This window comes from Candidatus Nitrososphaera evergladensis SR1 (assembly GCF_000730285.1).
Classification (GTDB): domain Archaea; phylum Thermoproteota; class Nitrososphaeria; order Nitrososphaerales; family Nitrososphaeraceae; genus Nitrososphaera; species Nitrososphaera evergladensis.
The window spans coordinates 2,753,840-2,771,429 of the sequence record NZ_CP007174.1 but is presented as its reverse complement, the minus strand read 5'-3'; the positions used below and the strand labels follow the sequence as shown (position 1 = coordinate 2,771,429).

Genomic DNA, 17,590 nt, shown 5'->3' with positions numbered 1-17,590 from the left:
AAAGCCTATGCCTGCAGCTGCTCTTTGCTCTCTTCCAGGAGTGGAATTATAGGGTGCGATATCTTGCCCTCGATGAATTCTGCCACTCCTGTCTCGACAAGCTGCAGCTTGGCTTTTGGGTTGCTGCGGAACCGGGCAAGAACGGATTCGTAAAATGGAAACTCGCTAGAGTTTGCGACGGCCCGGGACGTGAGGCACTTTTCCACCATCTCCATCCTTTTCTGAAGCTCCAGCTCGCCAAGCGAAGCGGCAACTATCATGCCTGCTTCTGTGAGGCGGAAGGATGGTATTCCTGACTCTTGCAGTGCCCGCGGCCCCATCTTTGTCTTTTTGCGGCCCGCTTCCTGTATGATGCCGTTTGGGACGAGGCACCCTTCAAGCTCCTTAAACACATAGCCGTATGCGTTGGAAAACGGCAGGCCCAGCTCGCGCGCCATGTCTTTTGCCACCGAGTTTCTGGTCTGGCCCGGGTTCCGGGCAAGAGACTTGATTATGCATCTTTCTTTTATTCCCCTGGAACAGATTCTGTCGCTGTTCTTGTACCTGGAGTTGATGCGGGGCATTGTTATTGATGCAAGCGGAGCCTGCAAAGCAGGTCACACGATCCGGGTACTCGTGTCGCGCTTTAATCTTTTCTTGCCAGCATGCATGTTAAGCGGATGGTTTTTTTGGTCAAGCCATTACGATGCCAAAATAGTTGATTGTTCTTGGATAGGGATGGCAAAAATGTCAAAATCAGCACATGATCTTGAAAGTAATGCCAAAATCGTCTGTGCAAAAATAAAGTGATCAGGACATGTGCAATATCGCGATATTTTTCTAAATCTTTCTTCAAATAATTATCATAACGCTTTTGATACAATCTATTATCAATCATTTACCATAAAAATTAAAGAATTTTTTATATATGCTGATGAAATAGCGCAAATATGTCTAGACCCAACTGGCACATGTATGCAGTCGTTGCGGCAGTAGCAATTGCATTCCTGGTGGTTTTAGGACTTTCGCAACAACAATACGCCTTTGCGTACGCTCCAGATGATCCGGCAGTGCCATTTCACTGCTGGCAGACAAACGAGGACGGCACAAACAAGATTGTCGTCGATAACAGTACTGGAGCCCAGAGCCTAGTTCCGTGTGAAATCAATCACGGAGACAACGCATGGATGCTGACGTCTTCGGCGCTCGTGCTCATGATGACTCCTGCTGGCCTGGCCATCTTTTACGGCGGCCTTGCAAGGCAAAAGAACGCGGTAAACACCCTCCATATGGTATTCATCACCACGGGTGTCATCGCCGTGCAATGGGCGCTGTGGGGATACAGCCTTGCGTTTGGACCTGACGCTGGAGGATATGGCTTTATAGGTACGCTTGACTGGGCGGGCCTGCAGAATGTATTGCATGACGTGCCGTCAAACGCGTACGGAGGCATAGATGGCTTTACCATACCGCACATGACGTACATGGTGTTCCAGATGATGTTCGCAATCATCACGCCAGCGCTTATCGTTGCGGCAGTTGCAGAGCGCATGAAGTTCAGCGCGTTTATAATATTCATTGTCATCTGGGCAACGTTTGTCTATGACTTTGCCGCGCACTGGACGTGGGAAATTACTGCGCCTGACAACTATGGCCGAAACCCTGGATACTGCAACTTTGGATGGGGCGGATGCCTTGGTGCACTTGACTTTGCAGGCGGAACAGTCATCCACATCACGTCTGGGTGGTCCGGGCTTGTCATAGCGTTGATGCTTGGCCGCAGGCTGGGCTACGGCAAAGTACCGATGGAGCCGCACAACGTCTCCTTGGTGGTGCTTGGCGCAGCACTCCTCTGGACAGGCTGGTTTGGCTTTAACGCTGGCTCTGCAGCGGCTGCCGCTACAAACGCAACAAGCGCGTTCGTGGCAACGCAGATTGCTACAGGGATGGCCGCAGTCACATGGGCCCTTATCTCGTGGGCTCACACTGGAAGGCCATCAACGATAGGTGCCGCATCAGGTGCGGTGGCAGGCTTGGTGGCAATCACTCCAGCATCCGGCTTTGTGTCGCCAATGTCTTCGATAATCATAGGCATACTGGCCTCCACAGTCTGCTATGCGGCAGTCGCGTTCAAGAACAGGCGCAAGTGGGACGATGCGCTTGATACCTGGGGCGTGCACGGTGTCGGCGGTCTTGCAGGAGCAATCCTGACAGGCATATTTGCCGAGAAAAGGTTCACGCCTTGGGGAGACAACGGCCTTGCGTTTGGCAACCCTGCACAGCTGTATGAAAACTCTGTAGGCGCTTTTGCCGCCCTTGCGTGGGCTATGGGCATCACCGCCGTCATCATCAAGATAATGGACGTGGTCTGGCCCGGCGGAATCCGTGTAACGCCAAAGGAAGAGGAAGTCGGCCTCGACCTTTCCCAGCACGGCGAGAGGGCGTACGTGACAGAGTAAGAGGGACACTGCCCCTCTCTCACTATATTTGGTGGCGTAGTGAAAACACCTATGCTGGCCACGATAACCCCTCCCCCTTCTAAGAAGGTCTGGATCTTTCCGGGCACTGGCGGGACGCTAAGGAAGAGAGGCAAATACCAGCGGTTCATCATCGCGTGCATGGCGCAGCAGGCATGCTCAAGCATCACAAAGAGGGTTCTTGCAAAGCAGATGGCCAAAAGATTCGGCATGTCTCTTCGTAACGCGTACACCCACACGTACATGGAGCTCAACGACAGCCTGATCCCAGGCGGCATAGTGGAGCAGGACGGGGCAGTGCCTGCAACAAGGGGCCCGCGGATATTTCAGGTCAACGGCGTGCCGTGCTTCCGCCTGTCGGGGCTTGGCATGCTGCTGGCCTGCTGCCTCGAAGAAATTGACATCAATGAAAGGATGGCGCTCTTCCGGCAGTACATTGATTCTGACAGGTCATGGCGGCAGGATTCCAGAAAGGGTGAACTGCTTTCACACTTGGAGGCGTACCCCGAGTTTACGCTAGAGCTCCTAAAGCATGGCGCGGCACAGTACCTGGAAGGCAAGATTGACCACCCCCTATCAATACTTCCAACGCGAAGGAGACAAAACCCTACTGCGGCGTCATCATCGACGGCCTAAAAAATGCGCGGTTGCGGCTAGAGCGGGCACGGCCTGCTGTAGTCTACCGTCTTTGAAAACACTGCACTACTAACATTCTGCTGCGTCTTGAGGAGCGTGAGCGTCACGGTGCAGCCGTTGCTTACCGTGTCGCCAACGTGCAGCGTGACTGGGATTCCCTCCTGCCGGGCAAGCGGGTATTCCACATAGTTGAGCCCCTTGACATAGCCGTTGCCTATTTCCTGTACCAAAAGCGGCCCGTCGCGCTGCCCCTCTGTCAGGGTGATGGTAGTAGTGGTAGTACTGCCTTGATGCTGCGGCCTTGCTTTTATCTGCCTTATGTCAAGCGTGTACTCGCTTCCGCCGGCCGCAAGGTAGAGCTTGTCGCCGGGCAACACTTCAAAGTGGAGCGTGTCACCGTCAATTCCCTTTGAATTGACGATGTGCCCATCCGTGCATTCCCTTGCATCCGGGCTCTTGCACTGCGCCTCTGCAGGCGTAAAGCGCGCAATCGCCATCTTGATAGCTGCTGCTGAATCGCGACTCAACATGACAAGCGTGCCCTTTTCTTTCTGAAAGTTCCAGCCGGAAATTATTGCAGCCACGCTATTGCTGGTTCCGTTGGCTGTTGCCTTGACATGCACGCTGGCCGAGTTTGCCGCTACCTTGGAAACTACCAGAGTTGCCACATAATCCTCCGGCTCTGTCTGGTTCGTGCTTACTGGGTACGGCTCTAGGCCTGACATCTTGACTGAATAATACTTGCCAAACGTTGCTGACGGCTTTTCATTGCCGCCAATGGTCAGCACAAACTGCCCCGCGTCGGTGCCGTTTGCCTCTGCAGAAATCTTGATGCTGGCCTGCCCCTGCCATATGCACACCACGTCTGACGGACACCTTGAATCCTCGGTGACGTTGAGAAAGCTGATGGCGATCTTTTCAGAATCAATTGCCGCTTGCAGGCCGACCTTTAGCTTGAACGGCTTGTCAAGCTCTGCAGGCACTACCGCTCCTGCTGTTGAGGCGCTTTGTGCTTGGGCGGCAGTGATGATAGAAAACGCGGATAGAGACGACAACATCAATGATGCTGCAACGACGACGGCGATGACGACCGCTGTTGTTAATTTCAACAATATCTTTCAGTAATCTCCTTCAATATAGGCCGTATGGAGAAAAACTCCACCTGGGAGTGAGAGAGAAAAAAGAAAAAGTAGAGGAAAGCAGGATTATTACTACTGTTGTTGCTGTCCTTCCTCGCTTGGAGTTGTTGCGGCCTTTACGCTAAAGGCCTTGACTGCCGGCGCAAAGAAATTGCCCGGGCCGCTTATCTCTGACATTACGTCTGCAGGGAACCCTTCAGAGGTGTAGAGGACGCTGCCGTTTCCTGCGTCGACAATGACCGTCTTTGCCTGGTCGCCAGAGAGCACCCTAAAGCTGTACACAAGGTAGCTCTGCTCTATGGTGAGGCTGCCTCCCATCACGGTGCCATTTGCTGCGTCAGCGGCTGTCTTGGCGGCGTCTGAAAAGCTGACCTTCACATTTGACATGAGCTCACTGCCGGCGTTGACCGAGCCCTTGATGTCCGGGATTGGCGAGAACTTTTGGAACATCACGTCTGCACCCTTGAACGCAACGACGTTTGCCTTTGTGGTAGTGGTGGTGTCTTCGCTGGACGTCTGTGCAGATGCAAAAGAAACAGACGCTATCGATCCGACAGCGGCCGCAACTGCAAGAGCTCCAAGCACGAGCGCGTAAAACGTTCTTTTGTCGTTTTCCATCGCAATTAGGCAAGCCCAAATAACAAAAAGCATTGCCAAACTATCAAAGTCGTCAATGTTAGCTAACAATGTTACCTTAAACTTAATTTGTGCAAGACTTGCGCGGTTGTGCGGCGGTTAGCAACATATGACGACTATTGGCTTGCACGCGTGCGCAATAGATAATAGAACTGAGAACTGGATTGACCCATGAGTACAGGGACCGGATCTACATCCGGAAGGACATAATACTAAAGCTGACTGAAGTCGGAGAGCTTAACCAGACTAAACTATTGAGCTACTGCGGCCTCAACATCGTCAAGCACAAGGAGATCCTTGACGACCTTGAGGCCAAGGGCTTTATAGAAAAGTTCGCAGAAGAGTGGGGAACCAAGTCCGTGACAAAGTACCGCGCGACTGAGAAGGGCCGGCAGTTTTCAAAGATGATCCTGGAACCGTACGAAGAGATGTTTCCGCGCAAAGGTAACAAAGTTAGCTAAAGGTTTTAAGAAAAATTTCGCACGATCAGGCAACAACAATATGTCTTCTGATAATGATTCTTCTGGTAATGCCGAGCCAAAAAAGGAAAGCGTCTTTGGCATAATGGACGACCTGCTGTCGCACCTCAACCGCACAAAGAAATTCTTTATGGCACTTGTCATTTCATCGTTTGTAGTCGCGCCGCTTGCAATCGTGCTTTCTATATTGATGCTCACGCCGCAGTTTCTCACTGGCGTGGGCCAGCAGCAGGACGTGGTGTTCTCTCAAAAGGCCAGCTTTTCCAAAGCCGTTCCCACGACCGGAATGCAGGCCGGCCAGCCGGCAATGATAACCGTCAAAATAGTGCCCGGAGACGAGATGAAAACCTTCAACATCACCGGCCTGCAGCAGGTGGATAAGGGGTCGTTTATCGTGGACAAGTCGCAGATCCACGTCGACTACGTGCCAGCAAACGTGGCCGGTTTTGCAGTCTCTCCAGAAGGAGAGGTCAAGCCTCTGCCGCCCCGTTTCATGTACGTCAGCAGCGCGCCTGCCGCCTCTCCCTTTGACGTGACGTGGATGATAGTGGCAGTTATAGCAGTGTCGGCGACGATGGCCGGCGCGTGGCTTTTGATTGGCATCAAGGAATACCGGTTCTTCTCGCACTGGAACAGCCGCTATGCAAACTATAAGGCGATGCAGGAAAAAGTAGACAAGGAGCTTGATGGCTCTACAGGCCAGTAAAAAAATGTGGCGCCTAGTAAAATATCTGGAAGAAAACAACTCTGAAGTTTTGTCGAGAAAAGAACTTGTGCAAAAGCTGTGCGAGATCTGGCCTTCTGGCGATAACAGTAGCACGCCGGCAAGGGATCATGAGGAGCTTGCGGCGGCAGTCGCGTCTGCGCTGTGGCTCGGCAGGCGTGCTCAGCAGATAAAAGAATCTGGCGACAAGAGCGCCGAGCAGTTTTTCAGAGAAGCGATAATGGTGGCGTTTGAGACGGGCCGGCGTTCGGCAATAACGACTGCGCCGTAAACTTTTATTAGTAAGTAGGTATTCCTTACCAGGTATGTCTGAAACACCGTCAACAGAGGTCAAGCACGGCGCCACGTGCGCGGTGATCGACATCTGGGAGGTCCTGGGCAAGCGCTGGTCGCTTCTCATAATAAAGAACCTTAGCACAAAAGAGACCATACGGTTTAACGAGTTAAAGAGGGCATTATCAGGAATCAGCAGCACTGTGCTGTCAGAGCGCCTGCTGGAGCTGGAGCGAGAGGGCCTTGTAACGAAAAAGATCTATCCCGAGGTTCCGCCCCGCGTGGAATACAGCCTGACTGCGCAGGCAAAAGAGCTTGAAGTGATAATAAAAGAGCTGGCGCGCTGGGTCGGCCGCTGGAAGCGTCCCCAGAGCGTCGCCGCGCCAGCAGCAACAGTGGCAAAAAAAGAAGAGCAGTCCAGCACTACTACAGCTTCCTGAACTTGCCCTCCTTTGCGGTCACCACTCCTGTCTCAACGACAGAGCGCTCGCCAAGCGCCTTTTCTATCGCCTTGTTGCCTAGCTGGACTGCCTGCTCTACCGTCATATCGGCGCTGTACTCGCGCTGGATGACGTCTAGCGCGCTGTCTGCAGACTGGCCTATTGCAAACCCGGCTCCGCGGAAGTATGTGCCGCTTGGGTCCACCTGGTACATGTGCACGCCCGTCTGGTCAGCGCCGGCGATAATGACAGACGCCGCCTGCGGCCTCACCGCGTAGATGGTATAGTTGTGCAGGTAGCCTCCAAGGTGCTTTGTCAGAGAGCCTATGTCGATTGGGCTTTCAAACGAGAGCCTGTGCTTTTGCGCCTCAAGTCTCAGCTCGTCGATGAGCTGCAGTATGTCGCCTATGTATCCCGAGCCTGTCGCCCCCACGTGGCTGTCGACAGGGAACACTTTCTCTGTCGGCTCCATCAGCGGCCTTGCAGGCTTGATGTGGCTTGCAAGGAGCGCAAAGCTTGGCGTCTTTATTCCAATCGTGGTAGAGCCCCTGTTTACTGCTTCAAGCGCGCTGTCCACCAGCACGAGCCTGCCTTCCGGCCCGTAGAATGAAGGATAGCGGTTGCTGAACCCTCCTGCGCCAGCTTCTGCCATTTAGGACGACGCCTCCTTATTTCTGCTGTTGCTGCCTACAGACACTGTCACAAGGTTCGGTATCACCATCGTGTCGATGCCGTTTCCCGATCCCGGATCGCGCTCCATCGCCGCAGCTACTGCCTTTGACGCGACGTCTTTTGCCTCATCGTTTGTGATTTCCTTGTGGTAGAGGCTCTCAAGCACGCCGTACGCTATTGGCGAGCCAGAGCCGGAAGAGGCAAAGTCCTCGCCGATTATTGCGCCGCTCATGTCTGCCGTGTACACGTGCCCGCCCTCCTCGTCGACTCCTGCCACCAGCAGTTCTACAAAATAGGGCTGGTAGTTTCTCAGTCCCGAGTACGTCAGGTTGGCTATCAGACGCGCTGATTCCTTGACGGTGAGCGGAAAGCCCCTGCGAAGCTCCATCAGCTTGCGCTCGGCCTTGGCCACTTTTATCAGGTACTCTGCGTCTGACAGCTGGCCTGCTATTGCTACTGCCAGTGTGTCGTCTATCTTGGCTATCTTTTGCGTTATCTTGGACCCGATGAAAAAGCCCTTGCTTGCCCTCTTGTCGGAGCCAAGCACGACTCCCTCTTTGGTCTTGATACCGACTATGGTTGTCATTTTCAACTATAGTATGGAATGCTGGCGATTAATTGACCGCGGATGCGATAAAGTGGTCACACATCCGCGAGTCCCTGAACAAGTGACCTGTTAGGGTCACTCATGTGAGGCACGCTTGTAGGTAATAACCTGCGATACGAATCTCTGATTATATAATCAAGGACTGGAAACGCCTGCCCGCCTGATATACGGGATTTGCAAAATGCTTCCCATGAGCGACGACAAGCAAGACATTGAAAAGATGATCGGCCGCAGGGTCGAGAACATGAAAGGGATCTACATCCTTGGCTTTGCGCTGTGCTGGGCTGCAACTGCGGGCGGCGTGTATGTCGGAGTCACGGTGTACCCGTGGGCGTATCCTCTTCCAAGCGGGCTGTACGCGCTGTCCCTCCTGACGGTGATAGAGGCACTTGGGTTCTTTTTCATAATGAAAATAACCGGAGAGAAAACAATAACCGCAAGCTAGTTGTTCTGCTGGTGCAGCGCAGGTCTGTGGAGCACGTACGCGTTTGCCGGAGCAAGCCGGTCCTGCAGGATTTTTGTTATCTGCTCGTATATCGCGTACGAGCCTACCATCGCCTGCAATTTTTCCTTCTGTGACGCGGCATTCGTCTCTATCACGACATAGTCAGATATCATCCTGAGGTTTATCTGGAACGAGCCGTCGTCGCTTGCCCACTGCAGGGTAAAGCCGGTGCCGCTTTCAATGAGCCCGACCCAGCGGAGGTTGCGGAACCACTTGCCGACAAGCGCACGTACAATCTCTGCCGGCCTGATGTCCACGGGGATGTACGTCTGCAACAGCTGCATGTATTCTCTGCCTTTTGGCACCGCAATGATGCTTCTCCTTGTTGTTGCCCTTGCAGCTACCATCGTCTCTCCAACCTTGCTCAGCCTGTAGCCTACCTGCGACCTTTCCACCAGGCCCATCTCTTCGAGCCTGTGGAGCGCCCTTGCGAGGCTCTGCTGGTGTATGTGGAGCTTGCGCATCATGCCCTTAAAAGAGTAGTTAGAGCCCTCTTCCTCGTTGAGGAGCGAAAGTATCTTGGTGTCGTTTCCGTGGAGGTCTTGTGCAGAAAATTCGCTCTCGTTGTTCTGTACGAGAACCTGCTGCTTGCCACTAGTACTGGCGACGACCTCTTCCTTTGTCTGGCTGCCACCTTCTGCCTGCTGCTCTAGCTTTTGCGCTACGCCGTCAGCGTCGTTTTCCACTTAAAGTCTATAGACAGATTGACGATATAAATGATAAAGTATCCGGATTGCTAGCTGGTAAGTCGCGGAAAACTGCTTCTTTATAAAGCACTAGCACAGGTCAGGCGGTATGTGAGCACATAGCACGATAATAAAATCTAGCTTGTCTGTTGTTCCTCGTCCTTTTCGTGTTCTTGGTTGTAGTGGGACATGTACGCCGAGTCGCTGGCAAATGTCGCATTGCATTTGCTGCAGACGACTGGTATGCCAGATTTGTCCCTGTCTTTTGGTATGTTGCTTTGGTAGTCTTGCATAGTGCGCGTTTTTCACAACAAAAAATTAAAAGAATTACGTTATTTGTCGCGCCATACACGCAATCACACAGACGATGACAACAGAAGCAAAATATTGTTGCTGTCAAACGCCTCTCTCTCTCTCTGTACAGTTATTACATAACTTCTATAGAATCCTCGCCAAAGCCCATCGAGACAAGCATGTTCTTGACGGTATCTCTGTGGTCGCCCTGCAGTATTATCTGGCCGTCCTTGAACGTGCCTCCAGTCCCGATCTTTGTCTTTAGCTTTTTTGTAATCTCCGGGGCGTCCTTGCGGTCATGCAGGCCCGAGATGACGGTGGTAGGTTTGTTCCATTTGCGGATGTCTTTGGATATTATTATCCGCGTCCGCTCCTTGTCAAGCTCTTTTACAAGCTCGTCCATCGAAAAATCGTCAGACACTGGCTGTAATTAGCGTCCTTTGCTCAAAAACTTTATTGAAAAAAATGTTAGGAAGGACGTTCGTCCACCTCCACGCCCACCTGGAACTGCCGCCCGTAGCGGTTCACGGTCACTGCTATTCTGCTCCCTGGCTTTTTGCCCTTGACGTGCGACGCCACCTGCGAGGGGTCGTCCACTGTGCTTCCGTCTATTTGCTCGATGATGTCGCCCCTCCTCAGTCCTGCGTCGTCTGCCGGGCTGTAGGGTTCCACGCCTGCTACCAGCGCGCCACCAGAGCTTGGCGGAAGTCCAAAGTGCCGGGCAAGCTGCGGAGTTACCTTTACCGACGCTATCCCGATCCACGGCCTGCTCACCCTGCCCTTTTCCACAAGCTCCTTCAGTATCGTCTTGGCGGTGTTGATTGGGACTGCAAACCCTATTCCCTGCGCGTACGGCATGTTGGCAGTGTTTATCGCTATCACTTCGCCCTTGGTGTTGACAAGCGGCCCGCCCGAGTTGCCCGGATTTATCGCGGCATCGGTCTGTATCAGTTCAAGCACGCCCGTCCTTGCCTGTATGCTTCTTTTCAGCGAGCTGACTATGCCGGCAGTGACGGTCGGCCCGCCAGTCAGCCCAAACGGGTTGCCTATTGCGATGACTATCTGGCCAGCCTTTAGCGCGGCCGAGTCGCCAAGCGTGGCTGCCTGCAGAGGCCCTTCTGACTCGACCTTTATCACTGCAAGGTCTGTCACCTCGTCTGTCCCGACCACCTTGCCGCGGAGCACCTTGCCGTCTGCAAACGTCACCTTCAGCCGCTCTGCGTCATCAATGACGTGGTTGTTGGTCAGGATGTAGCCCTGCTGGTCGATAACTACGCCCGAGCCGACTCCTTCCACCGGAAAGACGCGGAACAGCTGGTCGTGCATCATGCGCACGCTTGCAATGTTCACGACGCTTCCGCTTACCTTGTCCACCGCGTTTACAAGTGTGTTTTCGTCAACTGGTATCATATTGCTGCTAATACCACCTTCTTCATCATGCAGTCCTTTGCACAAAAGAGGCTATATCGACCGGCTGTGCAAAAACCCGGTCACACTCTATATTACTAGCGATAGCGCGCGGCAAACGTTTCGCTGTCGCTCCCTGCAAGGTCCTGCAGGAACTGGCCTCTTATCACCCGGCCGTACGTGACAAGGTCGCGGCCCATCATGTTCAGCCTCTGCTCTATCCTCGTGTTTGACAGCTGGCCGGAGGTAAAGTCCTGCTCGCTGTTTATCGAGACGCCATAGGGCAGGCTCCATCCGTAGCACTGGCGCACAGCGGTGCGCATCTGGTCCATTACAGTCAGCCCTTTCTCGTGCGACGCAACGATGTAGCCAAACACCTTGCCGGCAAACTCTTCATAAAAGTGGTCAAGAAAGTTCTTGAGCGCGCCAGAGATAGAGCCGTGATAATCAGGCGACGCAAGCATGAACGCGTCTGCCCATTCCACGTCTGCCGCTACTTTGGCAAGCGCCTGCGATGAGCCTGCACCTAAAGAAGCATACATCGGAAGGTCTGCCTTGGAAAGTTCCAGCAGGCGCACCTGCGCGCCATGCCTTTTTGCGCTCTCTAGCGCCACCCTTAGCGCCCGCTTGCTGTACGAGCCTTCGCGCATGCTGCCTGCTACTCCGAGAACCTTGAGTTCATTACTTATTGACATCGTATCTCCCCGGAAGGTCGACGAGTATAATCTCTGCTGGCTTGCCTGCTCTTATTGACACCTTGTTTTCGTCTTCGATTCTTGCGGCGTCTTGCTTTTGCATCTTCTGGCCGTTAACGGTGGCGTCGCCGTCGATTACAAAGACGTACGCCTTTCTGTCCTGCGCAAGGGCGTGCTCCACCTGCTTGCCTGCGCCAAGCGACGACACGTACATCGAGGCGTCCTGGTGCATGTGAACGGCTCTTTTGCTGCTAGCATTGTTTGTTCCTTCGGCGACCACCACTGGAAGCAGCCGGTCCTTGCGCTCATCTGTGCTAAACTTTTGCTGCTCCCATGATGGAGCAAGACCGCGCTTGTTTGCCTGCACCCACATCTGCAACAGCCTGAGCGGCTTTTCCTTGGAGTGGTTGTACTCTGAATGCACGATGCCCGTGCCGGCAGTCATCCTCTGGATCTCGCCTGCATAAATCACGCCGTGGTTGCCCTTGTCGTCGCGGTGCTCAAGCTCGCCATCTATGACGTACGTGATTATCTCCATGTCGCGGTGTGGGTGGAACCCAAACCCCTTGCCCGGCTTTATCACGTCGTCGTTAAACACGCGCAGCGGCCCAAAGCCCATGTTCTGCGGGTCGCGGTAAAAGTCAAACGAAAAGTGCCAGTACGTTGACAGCCAGTCCCCTTCCTCATGGTGAAAGTGCTCGCTGGCCCTGACTATTTTTGTTGTCACGCAATACTGATGTCAGGCGCGTTATTTAAGCAAAGTAGCAATTTCTGACTAAGTAGATTTACAATACCTTTCTAAGTAAGCTGTTGCTTACCGCCGCTGCGTCTTCCGTCAAGCAGTAGAATTGCACTCACCAGCGCCGAATAGCCGAAGAATCAGGGTGCCGGCAACGGGTCAAATGGAGTTCAATCTGGAAGAGATCTGGAAATATGCTTTTAATTTCTTTTGCACGCCGACCCTCAATGAATAATGCGAGGAAACGTTCGCAAACGTTCTGCATCGGAGGCACCGCGGCGATCCTCTTGTCTGCCCTGGTTCTTTTCGCACTCGGATCGGGCGCGACTGGCAGCAACAATGGCGGAACTGCCGCCTATGCCGCAGAAATGATGGAAGAAAAAAGCAATCACATGATGACGGGGGACTCTGCAATGAAAGGCAAAGCTGATGACAGTATGACGATGATGGCGATGGAAAACAACAAGGCAGGACCGCACGTCATCAAGGGCCAGATCTCCAACGTACAAGTGGGTGGTAACGGGCAGCCCGAATGGATACAATCTGGCATATGGGTGGCTCGAATAACTAATGCTGCTGCCGGGGCTGGATCGGAAAAACCATTACCCTCGGCCAACCTGATCGCAAGATTTTCCATGATAAAGCCTGATGGAACTTCTGCGCACCAGCATAGCATCTACAATTTCAAGGTAATGGAAATGACGATGGAAGGCAACTCTACCCATGTGCTAAAGGGAACAGCGACAGTCACAATGCCAGGCGGCCCCGTGAATGATGTTCCGCTTACTGTAAAGGTGTTCAACAATTCCGTGGTTGGATTCTGGATAGGCCCCGACAAGGTAAACGGCCACTTTGGTTCAAACCCCATCTTTGGCATTCTATCCCTGGCGTCAAAAGGAATGATGAACGACATGATGTCAATGATGATGGTGGAAGGCGGAACGACGACAACAATGGAGCAAAACCTTACAAAGACTGCCCTGCCCTTGACGCTCCCGCTGACAAGGGGCTATGCAAACGGGCATGAGGTATTCTATATCTCTACAGAGGCGTCAGACAAGGGCTTGGCCGATCACCTGACCAACGTGACAGGCTCCCGGGTAGCCTATGCTCCTTCCCTTTCGCACACTCCTGCATCTTCTCTTGCCAACATCTATGCGTTCAAGAATGGGATTGCAGGTTCTGGACCGCTGGGATTTCAGCCCAACGTGGCGGATTCGCAGCCAGGGGACGCAAAATACAGCCCGATCTGGAGGATAATCACTGTCGAATGGAAGCAGGGAGTCAGCGCAACCGAGCTAAAGTCAGAGCAAGAAATCTTGGCCGCAGCGCAAGAAGGAAAGGTTACCATCGAACCCACATCGATGCTGGTTAATTGTCCTTTCGTCCAGTGGGAAGGCGGAAAATTGATGGAAAGGGCAGACAAGGCGCTTACTGACAAGTCTCCCTACGGACCCGGGCAGGTTCTAAGCATAGACACGCAAAAAATGCAGGTGACATTTGTAGCACACAGGGGCTTTGCGCCAGATGGCTCGACCATCTACTATATCGCAACGGATGCTTCGTCCCAAGATGCTGCAAAAGCGCTGGGCGTGACCTTTGTCAACAAGACAGCTGGCACGGTCCTTTCTGGCGCTTCCTCTGACCTCTATGTATTTACAAACGGCATAAAGGGCACAGGACCGATGGGATTTCAGGCAAGCATCGCCGGAAGCAACGTCGGCGACACTCTGTACAGCCCCTTGTGGAGGATCAACGCAGCTACCTGGAAAGACCCGTCAATGGCAAAGTTCCTGACAACGTCCGGGCAGATATCCTCAGAAGTGTCAGATGGAATGCTGAGTACAGCAGTCGCGGGATTCGTGGTAAATTGCCCGTTTGTGGAGGTGGACGCGGCATAGCTTTTTTCAATGAAATGAAAATCCTCGCTTCCTTTCTTTTTTCAAAAACTCGTCATAATATTTGAAAACCGCCGTCAATGGTAGTGCGTGTGCATGTATATGTACATGAAGAGGAAAAACCGTCTCATTTTGCCGTCTCTCAATCGTCGCGTTCAGCGTTTGCGAGCGGTATAACGACCTTTTCGGCTACTGCTGTTGGCTTGGCGGCTTCCTGCTGCACGACCGCTACCGCTGCCTCAACCTTTGGAGCCTCTGTGGTGACGGGGCTTATCTGCTTGCTCTTTATCAAAAAGTCCCTGAGGATCTTGCTGCGCTCATCGCCCATCTCGCTCGTCTTGACCTCAAACACTCCGTGGATGATGAGCCTGTCGTCCTTTTGGTACAGACCGACCTCGATGAGGCCATGCCCGTTGCTAACTATTGCGTCCTTCATGCTGTCTATCAACAGCTGCGTGTCCGGGTACGGGCGGGGAACGTACGCGACTGCCTCGTCGATTATCGTATCGCCGTAGACCATGACTGGGTTGTTGATGAGCATGTAGTTTGGGACTTTTATCAGCCTGCCGGTCCTGACGGAGGGCAGGCGCTCGCCGTCTCCGACTTCCATCACAGTCGTCCTCAGCAGGCCGATGTCCATCACGTCGCCCTTGGTGGTGCCAAGGCCGGCTCCCGTGACTTTGATCCTGGTGCCGGGCTTGATGTCCTTGGTCTTTTTTATGACCACGGTCGCAAGCAGGTCGGCGATATAGTCCTTGAACACGAACGATATGCCCATCGAGCTAAAGAGTATGCTAAAGATCGGCCAGTAGTCTAGGATCTCTCCGGACATGTGCTTTAGCAATCCTTTGGCAGAATCAGGTTAAGTAATTGACTTGAAAATTCCTAACAATATTATGAAATTCTGTTAAACCGTTATGCGCCTTGCACATGAGGCGCACTCTACCGTCACCTTCCCGGCGCTGTCGTCCCGCTCTATTATCCGGAACTTTTTGCTGCCGCAGCCTGGGCAGATGGGGCACGCTCTCAGGCCTTTTCCCATCTCATGCATTCACCACTTGGCAGGATTTGAATCTGACCGCGAGAGCATCTTCATTCTCTCAACGCCTCCAACGTCTTTGATCACCTTTGCAACCGCCGGCGGGACAAGATGTTCCCACCTCTCTTCTTTGCCTGTGACGATCAGAGAGCGTATGTTCGTGCCGTTGTACTCTTGCCTCTTGGCAAACTCTGGCTTTCTCACGGCAAGCGACGGGTCTTGCGACCGGGCGAGGTGGTCTACAAAGTCGTTGCCAGAGTAAAGGGCGTCAAAAGGCGGGACCTGCGAGCGAAGGTACGCAAGCCACCTAGCGTTGTTCTCGTCGTTTGCAACCGGTATTATGTAGCATCTTGAAAGATCGATGCCTGCCTCATCAAGCGCTGCGTGTATCATCAGCACCCGCTCGCCGGCGGTAAACGGGTCTTTTTCAATAAAGTTAAACTGCGCGCTCCCGATGACTATCGCAAGCTCGTCGCACTCCTCAAGCGCCTGCTTTGCAAGGGCAAGGTGGCCGTTGTGGAACGGCTGGAAGCGCCCAGTCATGAGGCCGCGCTTGAACTTGCTCATTTGACACCAAGCTTTGCCTTTTGTTGCTCTATTTCCTTTGCCTCTATCTTTTTAAAGATAGGCTCGACTTTGCCAAGCTGGTGGCCTGCCGGCACTGCAAACTCGGCAGCCGACTGCCAGCTCTGACCGTGCACGCTACCTTGCAGGTTCAACTGCGCCCAGATCTTTTCGCACGAGAACGGGATGAACGGCTCTAGCAGTATAGCAAGCGTCCTTGCCGCGTTGACTGCAACATAGAGCGTCGTGCCGGCAGTCTCTTTTTCGCTCCACGGCTTTTTCTTTTGGAAATACTGGTTAAAGTAGGTCGAAAGCTCCATTATCTTTTTGAGGGCCTTGTCAGTCTCGTTTGCCGACAAGAGCTCGCCCACGTCCCTGACGGCCGACTCGATCATGCCCTTGGCTATTCTCTCGTCTCCGCCAAGCTCGCCGGGCTCTGGCACCTTGCCGCTGTATGCTTTCTGCGTGAAAGAGAGGGCGCGGTTGACAAAGTTGCCCACGTTTGCAATGAGCTCGTTGTTTATCTTTTCTGCAAAGCTGTCAAAGTCAAAGTTGAGGTCGTCCTGCGAGTACGTCACTATTGACGCCATGTAGAACCGCAGATAGTCTGCAGGGAACGCTTCGAGAAACTGCTTTAGCCCGATATACCAGTTCCTGCTCTTTGATATTTTCTGGTTCTGGAGCATGAGGTGTCCCCTTGTTGGTATCCAGTCTGGCAGCTTGTACTCCTCGTTTATGCCAAGGCGCATCGCCGGCAGGAACAGGTAGTGGTGGTAGACAATGTCCTTTCCGATAAAGTGGTAGATCTCTGACTCGTTCCAGAATTTCTTGCCGTCACGCCCTTTGTCTTCCATGAATTTTGTCATGGTCGAGATGTAGCAGAGGTGGTTGTCAAACCAGCCGTAGAACACCTTGCCCTTTGCGTCTGGAAGAGGTATGGGGACTCCCCACGAGAGGTCGCGTGTGATGTCCCATTCCTGCAGGCCCTCGTCTATCCAGTTGATGACATAGTTCTTTACATCCGGCTGGAGGTTCTGGTTAGAGAGGAGCCACGACTTTAGTTTGTCAGAAAAGTTGGAGAGCTTGAAAAAATAGTGCGTGCTGTGCTTCTTGACGGGAGGACGGCCGCAGATGGCGCACTTTGGATCAAGTATCTCGTCCGGAACGCGCCCGCACTTTTCGCACAGGTCGGAATACTGGTTCTCTGCGCCGCAGAACGGGCACCTGCCGACGACGTAGCGGTCCGGCAAGAACTTGTCGTCAAATTCGCAGTAAAACTGTACGATGTCGTGCTCGTAAGTGTGGCCGTTTTCACGCAATTTTGTAAATACGTACTGCACGAACCCGACGTTCTCAGGCGAGCTTGTGCGGTAGAAAAAGTCAAACGATATTCCAAGAGCCGCAAAATCATCATAGTCGCGCCTGTTCCATAGCGCCACGTATTCCTCTGGCGTCTTGCCCTCCTTTTCTGCCTTTATGAGGATAGGTGTGCCAAAGTCGTCAGACGCGCAGATGTGGTAGGCCTCGCGCCCGTTCAGCCTTGAAAAGCGCGTGAAAATGTCTGCCGGCAGGTACGTCGAGGCAATGTGGCCAAGGTGGATCTCGCCGTTTGCGTACGGCAGGGCGCTTGTGATAATCGCGCTTTTGCTGCTTTCCGGCATGTGTGTACGACCTCCCAACCCGCCAACAGGATTTTAACCT

23 protein-coding genes are annotated in these 17,590 nt (G+C 53.2%); 8 read left to right on the top strand and 15 right to left on the bottom strand.

Annotated features, from left to right (window positions below):
* Window positions 1-5: 5 nt before the first annotated feature.
* Complete coding sequence (locus NTE_RS15200; RefSeq protein WP_148701790.1) at window positions 6-590, bottom strand: hypothetical protein; 585 nt, start codon at window positions 588-590, stop codon at window positions 6-8.
* A gap of 339 nt (window positions 591-929) precedes the next feature.
* Between NTE_RS15200 and NTE_RS15195 the strand changes: the two genes are divergently transcribed.
* Window positions 930-2,438, top strand: coding sequence for an ammonium transporter (locus NTE_RS15195; protein ID WP_148701789.1), 1,509 nt, complete (start codon window positions 930-932; stop codon window positions 2,436-2,438).
* Window positions 2,439-2,477: 39 nt separating this feature from the next.
* The gene (locus tag NTE_RS15190) at window positions 2,478-3,092 is read left to right on the top strand and encodes a hypothetical protein (RefSeq protein ID WP_148701788.1); all 615 of its coding nucleotides are present in this window, start codon (window positions 2,478-2,480) and stop codon (window positions 3,090-3,092) included.
* Between the two features lie 17 nt (window positions 3,093-3,109).
* Here NTE_RS15190 and NTE_RS15185 read toward each other — a convergent pair whose 3' ends face one another.
* Both NTE_RS15185 and NTE_RS15180 read right to left on the bottom strand, forming a co-directional pair.
* Window positions 3,110-4,201 (bottom strand): hypothetical protein, encoded by a 1,092-nt coding sequence (locus NTE_RS15185; RefSeq protein WP_148701787.1) that lies wholly within the window; start codon window positions 4,199-4,201, stop codon window positions 3,110-3,112.
* Window positions 4,202-4,303: 102 nt separating this feature from the next.
* Window positions 4,304-4,849 (bottom strand): PepSY domain-containing protein, encoded by a 546-nt coding sequence (locus NTE_RS15180; protein WP_148701786.1) that lies wholly within the window; start codon window positions 4,847-4,849, stop codon window positions 4,304-4,306.
* Between the two features lie 182 nt (window positions 4,850-5,031).
* Between NTE_RS15180 and NTE_RS15175 the strand changes: the two genes are divergently transcribed.
* Genes NTE_RS15175 through NTE_RS15160 form a run of 4 tightly spaced genes read left to right on the top strand, consistent with a single transcriptional unit; the run spans window position 5,032 to window position 6,783 of the window.
* Window positions 5,032-5,328 carry a winged helix-turn-helix domain-containing protein gene (locus NTE_RS15175; RefSeq protein WP_148701785.1) on the top strand — a complete coding sequence of 99 codons (297 nt, stop codon included), beginning with the start codon at window positions 5,032-5,034 and terminating at the stop codon, window positions 5,326-5,328.
* Between the two features lie 40 nt (window positions 5,329-5,368).
* Complete coding sequence (locus tag NTE_RS15170) at window positions 5,369-6,052, top strand: hypothetical protein (RefSeq protein WP_148701784.1); 684 nt, start codon at window positions 5,369-5,371, stop codon at window positions 6,050-6,052.
* Between the two features lie 49 nt (window positions 6,053-6,101).
* Window positions 6,102-6,341, top strand: coding sequence for a hypothetical protein (locus NTE_RS15165; protein WP_148701783.1), 240 nt, complete (start codon window positions 6,102-6,104; stop codon window positions 6,339-6,341).
* 34 nt (window positions 6,342-6,375) lie between these two features.
* The gene (locus tag NTE_RS15160) at window positions 6,376-6,783 is read left to right on the top strand and encodes a winged helix-turn-helix transcriptional regulator (RefSeq protein WP_148701782.1); all 408 of its coding nucleotides are present in this window, start codon (window positions 6,376-6,378) and stop codon (window positions 6,781-6,783) included.
* Here the strand turns inward: NTE_RS15160 and NTE_RS15155 are convergent.
* Complete coding sequence (locus NTE_RS15155) at window positions 6,770-7,435, bottom strand: Ntn hydrolase family protein (RefSeq protein WP_148701781.1); 666 nt, start codon at window positions 7,433-7,435, stop codon at window positions 6,770-6,772. The genes NTE_RS15160 and NTE_RS15155 overlap by 14 nt on opposite strands.
* Window positions 7,436-8,041: an Ntn hydrolase family protein gene (locus NTE_RS15150; RefSeq protein WP_148701780.1), complete on the bottom strand. Its 606-nt coding sequence runs from the start codon at window positions 8,039-8,041 to the stop codon at window positions 7,436-7,438.
* A gap of 211 nt (window positions 8,042-8,252) precedes the next feature.
* Between NTE_RS15150 and NTE_RS15145 the strand changes: the two genes are divergently transcribed.
* Entirely contained in the window at window positions 8,253-8,507 is a 255-nt protein-coding gene (locus tag NTE_RS15145; protein ID WP_148701779.1) for a hypothetical protein, read from the top strand.
* On the opposite strand, the gene NTE_RS15140 is transcribed toward NTE_RS15145, so the two are convergent.
* From NTE_RS15140 to NTE_RS15120, 6 genes are all read right to left on the bottom strand, one after another.
* Complete coding sequence (locus NTE_RS15140; RefSeq protein ID WP_148701778.1) at window positions 8,504-9,253, bottom strand: MarR family transcriptional regulator; 750 nt, start codon at window positions 9,251-9,253, stop codon at window positions 8,504-8,506. The genes NTE_RS15145 and NTE_RS15140 overlap by 4 nt on opposite strands.
* A 137-nt stretch (window positions 9,254-9,390) precedes the next feature.
* On the bottom strand, window positions 9,391-9,546 hold the full coding sequence (locus NTE_RS16820) for a hypothetical protein (protein WP_158385651.1): 156 nt from the start codon (window positions 9,544-9,546) through the stop codon (window positions 9,391-9,393).
* Window positions 9,547-9,680: 134 nt separating this feature from the next.
* The gene (locus tag NTE_RS15135) at window positions 9,681-9,968 is read right to left on the bottom strand and encodes an SUI1 family translation initiation factor (RefSeq protein ID WP_148701777.1); all 288 of its coding nucleotides are present in this window, start codon (window positions 9,966-9,968) and stop codon (window positions 9,681-9,683) included.
* A 47-nt stretch (window positions 9,969-10,015) separates the two neighbouring features.
* Window positions 10,016-10,957, bottom strand: coding sequence for a S1C family serine protease (locus tag NTE_RS15130; protein WP_148701776.1), 942 nt, complete (start codon window positions 10,955-10,957; stop codon window positions 10,016-10,018).
* A 95-nt stretch (window positions 10,958-11,052) separates the two neighbouring features.
* Entirely contained in the window at window positions 11,053-11,649 is a 597-nt protein-coding gene (locus NTE_RS15125; RefSeq protein WP_148701775.1) for an NADPH-dependent FMN reductase, read from the bottom strand.
* Window positions 11,636-12,376: a pirin family protein gene (locus NTE_RS15120; RefSeq protein WP_226987056.1), complete on the bottom strand. Its 741-nt coding sequence runs from the start codon at window positions 12,374-12,376 to the stop codon at window positions 11,636-11,638. The genes NTE_RS15125 and NTE_RS15120 overlap by 14 nt, the downstream gene beginning before the upstream one ends.
* 239 nt (window positions 12,377-12,615) lie before the next feature.
* On the opposite strand from NTE_RS15120, the gene NTE_RS15115 reads away from it, so the two are divergent.
* A complete protein-coding gene (locus NTE_RS15115) occupies window positions 12,616-14,289 on the top strand; it encodes a DUF7482 domain-containing protein (protein WP_148701774.1) in 1,674 nt (557 codons plus the stop codon).
* 139 nt (window positions 14,290-14,428) lie between these two features.
* Here the strand turns inward: NTE_RS15115 and NTE_RS15110 are convergent, their stop codons facing one another.
* The 4 genes from NTE_RS15110 to metG form a co-directional block, all read right to left on the bottom strand.
* A complete protein-coding gene (locus tag NTE_RS15110) occupies window positions 14,429-15,118 on the bottom strand; it encodes a mechanosensitive ion channel family protein (protein WP_148701773.1) in 690 nt (229 codons plus the stop codon).
* 75 nt (window positions 15,119-15,193) lie between these two features.
* Window positions 15,194-15,328: a hypothetical protein gene (locus NTE_RS17415; protein WP_264357923.1), complete on the bottom strand. Its 135-nt coding sequence runs from the start codon at window positions 15,326-15,328 to the stop codon at window positions 15,194-15,196.
* 9 nt (window positions 15,329-15,337) lie between these two features.
* Window positions 15,338-15,892, bottom strand: a complete 555-nt coding sequence (locus tag NTE_RS15105; protein WP_148701772.1) for a nicotinamide-nucleotide adenylyltransferase — start codon at window positions 15,890-15,892, stop codon at window positions 15,338-15,340.
* The gene (gene metG, locus NTE_RS15100) at window positions 15,889-17,550 is read right to left on the bottom strand and encodes a methionine--tRNA ligase (protein ID WP_148701771.1); all 1,662 of its coding nucleotides are present in this window, start codon (window positions 17,548-17,550) and stop codon (window positions 15,889-15,891) included. The genes NTE_RS15105 and metG overlap by 4 nt, the downstream gene beginning before the upstream one ends.
* Window positions 17,551-17,590 lie beyond the last annotated feature (40 nt).

Coding starts and splice junctions, on each gene's coding strand:
- NTE_RS15195 (WP_148701789.1), top strand. CDS start 930: ATGTCTAGACCCAACTGGCACATGTATGCAGTCGTTGCGGCAGTAGCA.
- NTE_RS15180 (WP_148701786.1), bottom strand. CDS start 4,849: ATGGAAAACGACAAAAGAACGTTTTACGCGCTCGTGCTTGGAGCTCTT.
- NTE_RS15170 (WP_148701784.1), top strand. CDS start 5,369: ATGTCTTCTGATAATGATTCTTCTGGTAATGCCGAGCCAAAAAAGGAA.
- NTE_RS15160 (WP_148701782.1), top strand. CDS start 6,376: ATGTCTGAAACACCGTCAACAGAGGTCAAGCACGGCGCCACGTGCGCG.
- NTE_RS15155 (WP_148701781.1), bottom strand. CDS start 7,435: ATGGCAGAAGCTGGCGCAGGAGGGTTCAGCAACCGCTATCCTTCATTC.
- NTE_RS15150 (WP_148701780.1), bottom strand. CDS start 8,041: ATGACAACCATAGTCGGTATCAAGACCAAAGAGGGAGTCGTGCTTGGC.
- NTE_RS15145 (WP_148701779.1), top strand. CDS start 8,253: ATGAGCGACGACAAGCAAGACATTGAAAAGATGATCGGCCGCAGGGTC.
- NTE_RS16820 (WP_158385651.1), bottom strand. CDS start 9,546: ATGCAAGACTACCAAAGCAACATACCAAAAGACAGGGACAAATCTGGC.
- NTE_RS15130 (WP_148701776.1), bottom strand. CDS start 10,957: ATGATACCAGTTGACGAAAACACACTTGTAAACGCGGTGGACAAGGTA.
- NTE_RS15125 (WP_148701775.1), bottom strand. CDS start 11,649: ATGTCAATAAGTAATGAACTCAAGGTTCTCGGAGTAGCAGGCAGCATG.
- NTE_RS15115 (WP_148701774.1), top strand. CDS start 12,616: ATGAATAATGCGAGGAAACGTTCGCAAACGTTCTGCATCGGAGGCACC.
- NTE_RS15110 (WP_148701773.1), bottom strand. CDS start 15,118: ATGTCCGGAGAGATCCTAGACTACTGGCCGATCTTTAGCATACTCTTT.
- NTE_RS17415 (WP_264357923.1), bottom strand. CDS start 15,328: ATGGGAAAAGGCCTGAGAGCGTGCCCCATCTGCCCAGGCTGCGGCAGC.
- NTE_RS15105 (WP_148701772.1), bottom strand. CDS start 15,892: ATGAGCAAGTTCAAGCGCGGCCTCATGACTGGGCGCTTCCAGCCGTTC.
- metG (WP_148701771.1), bottom strand. CDS start 17,550: ATGCCGGAAAGCAGCAAAAGCGCGATTATCACAAGCGCCCTGCCGTAC.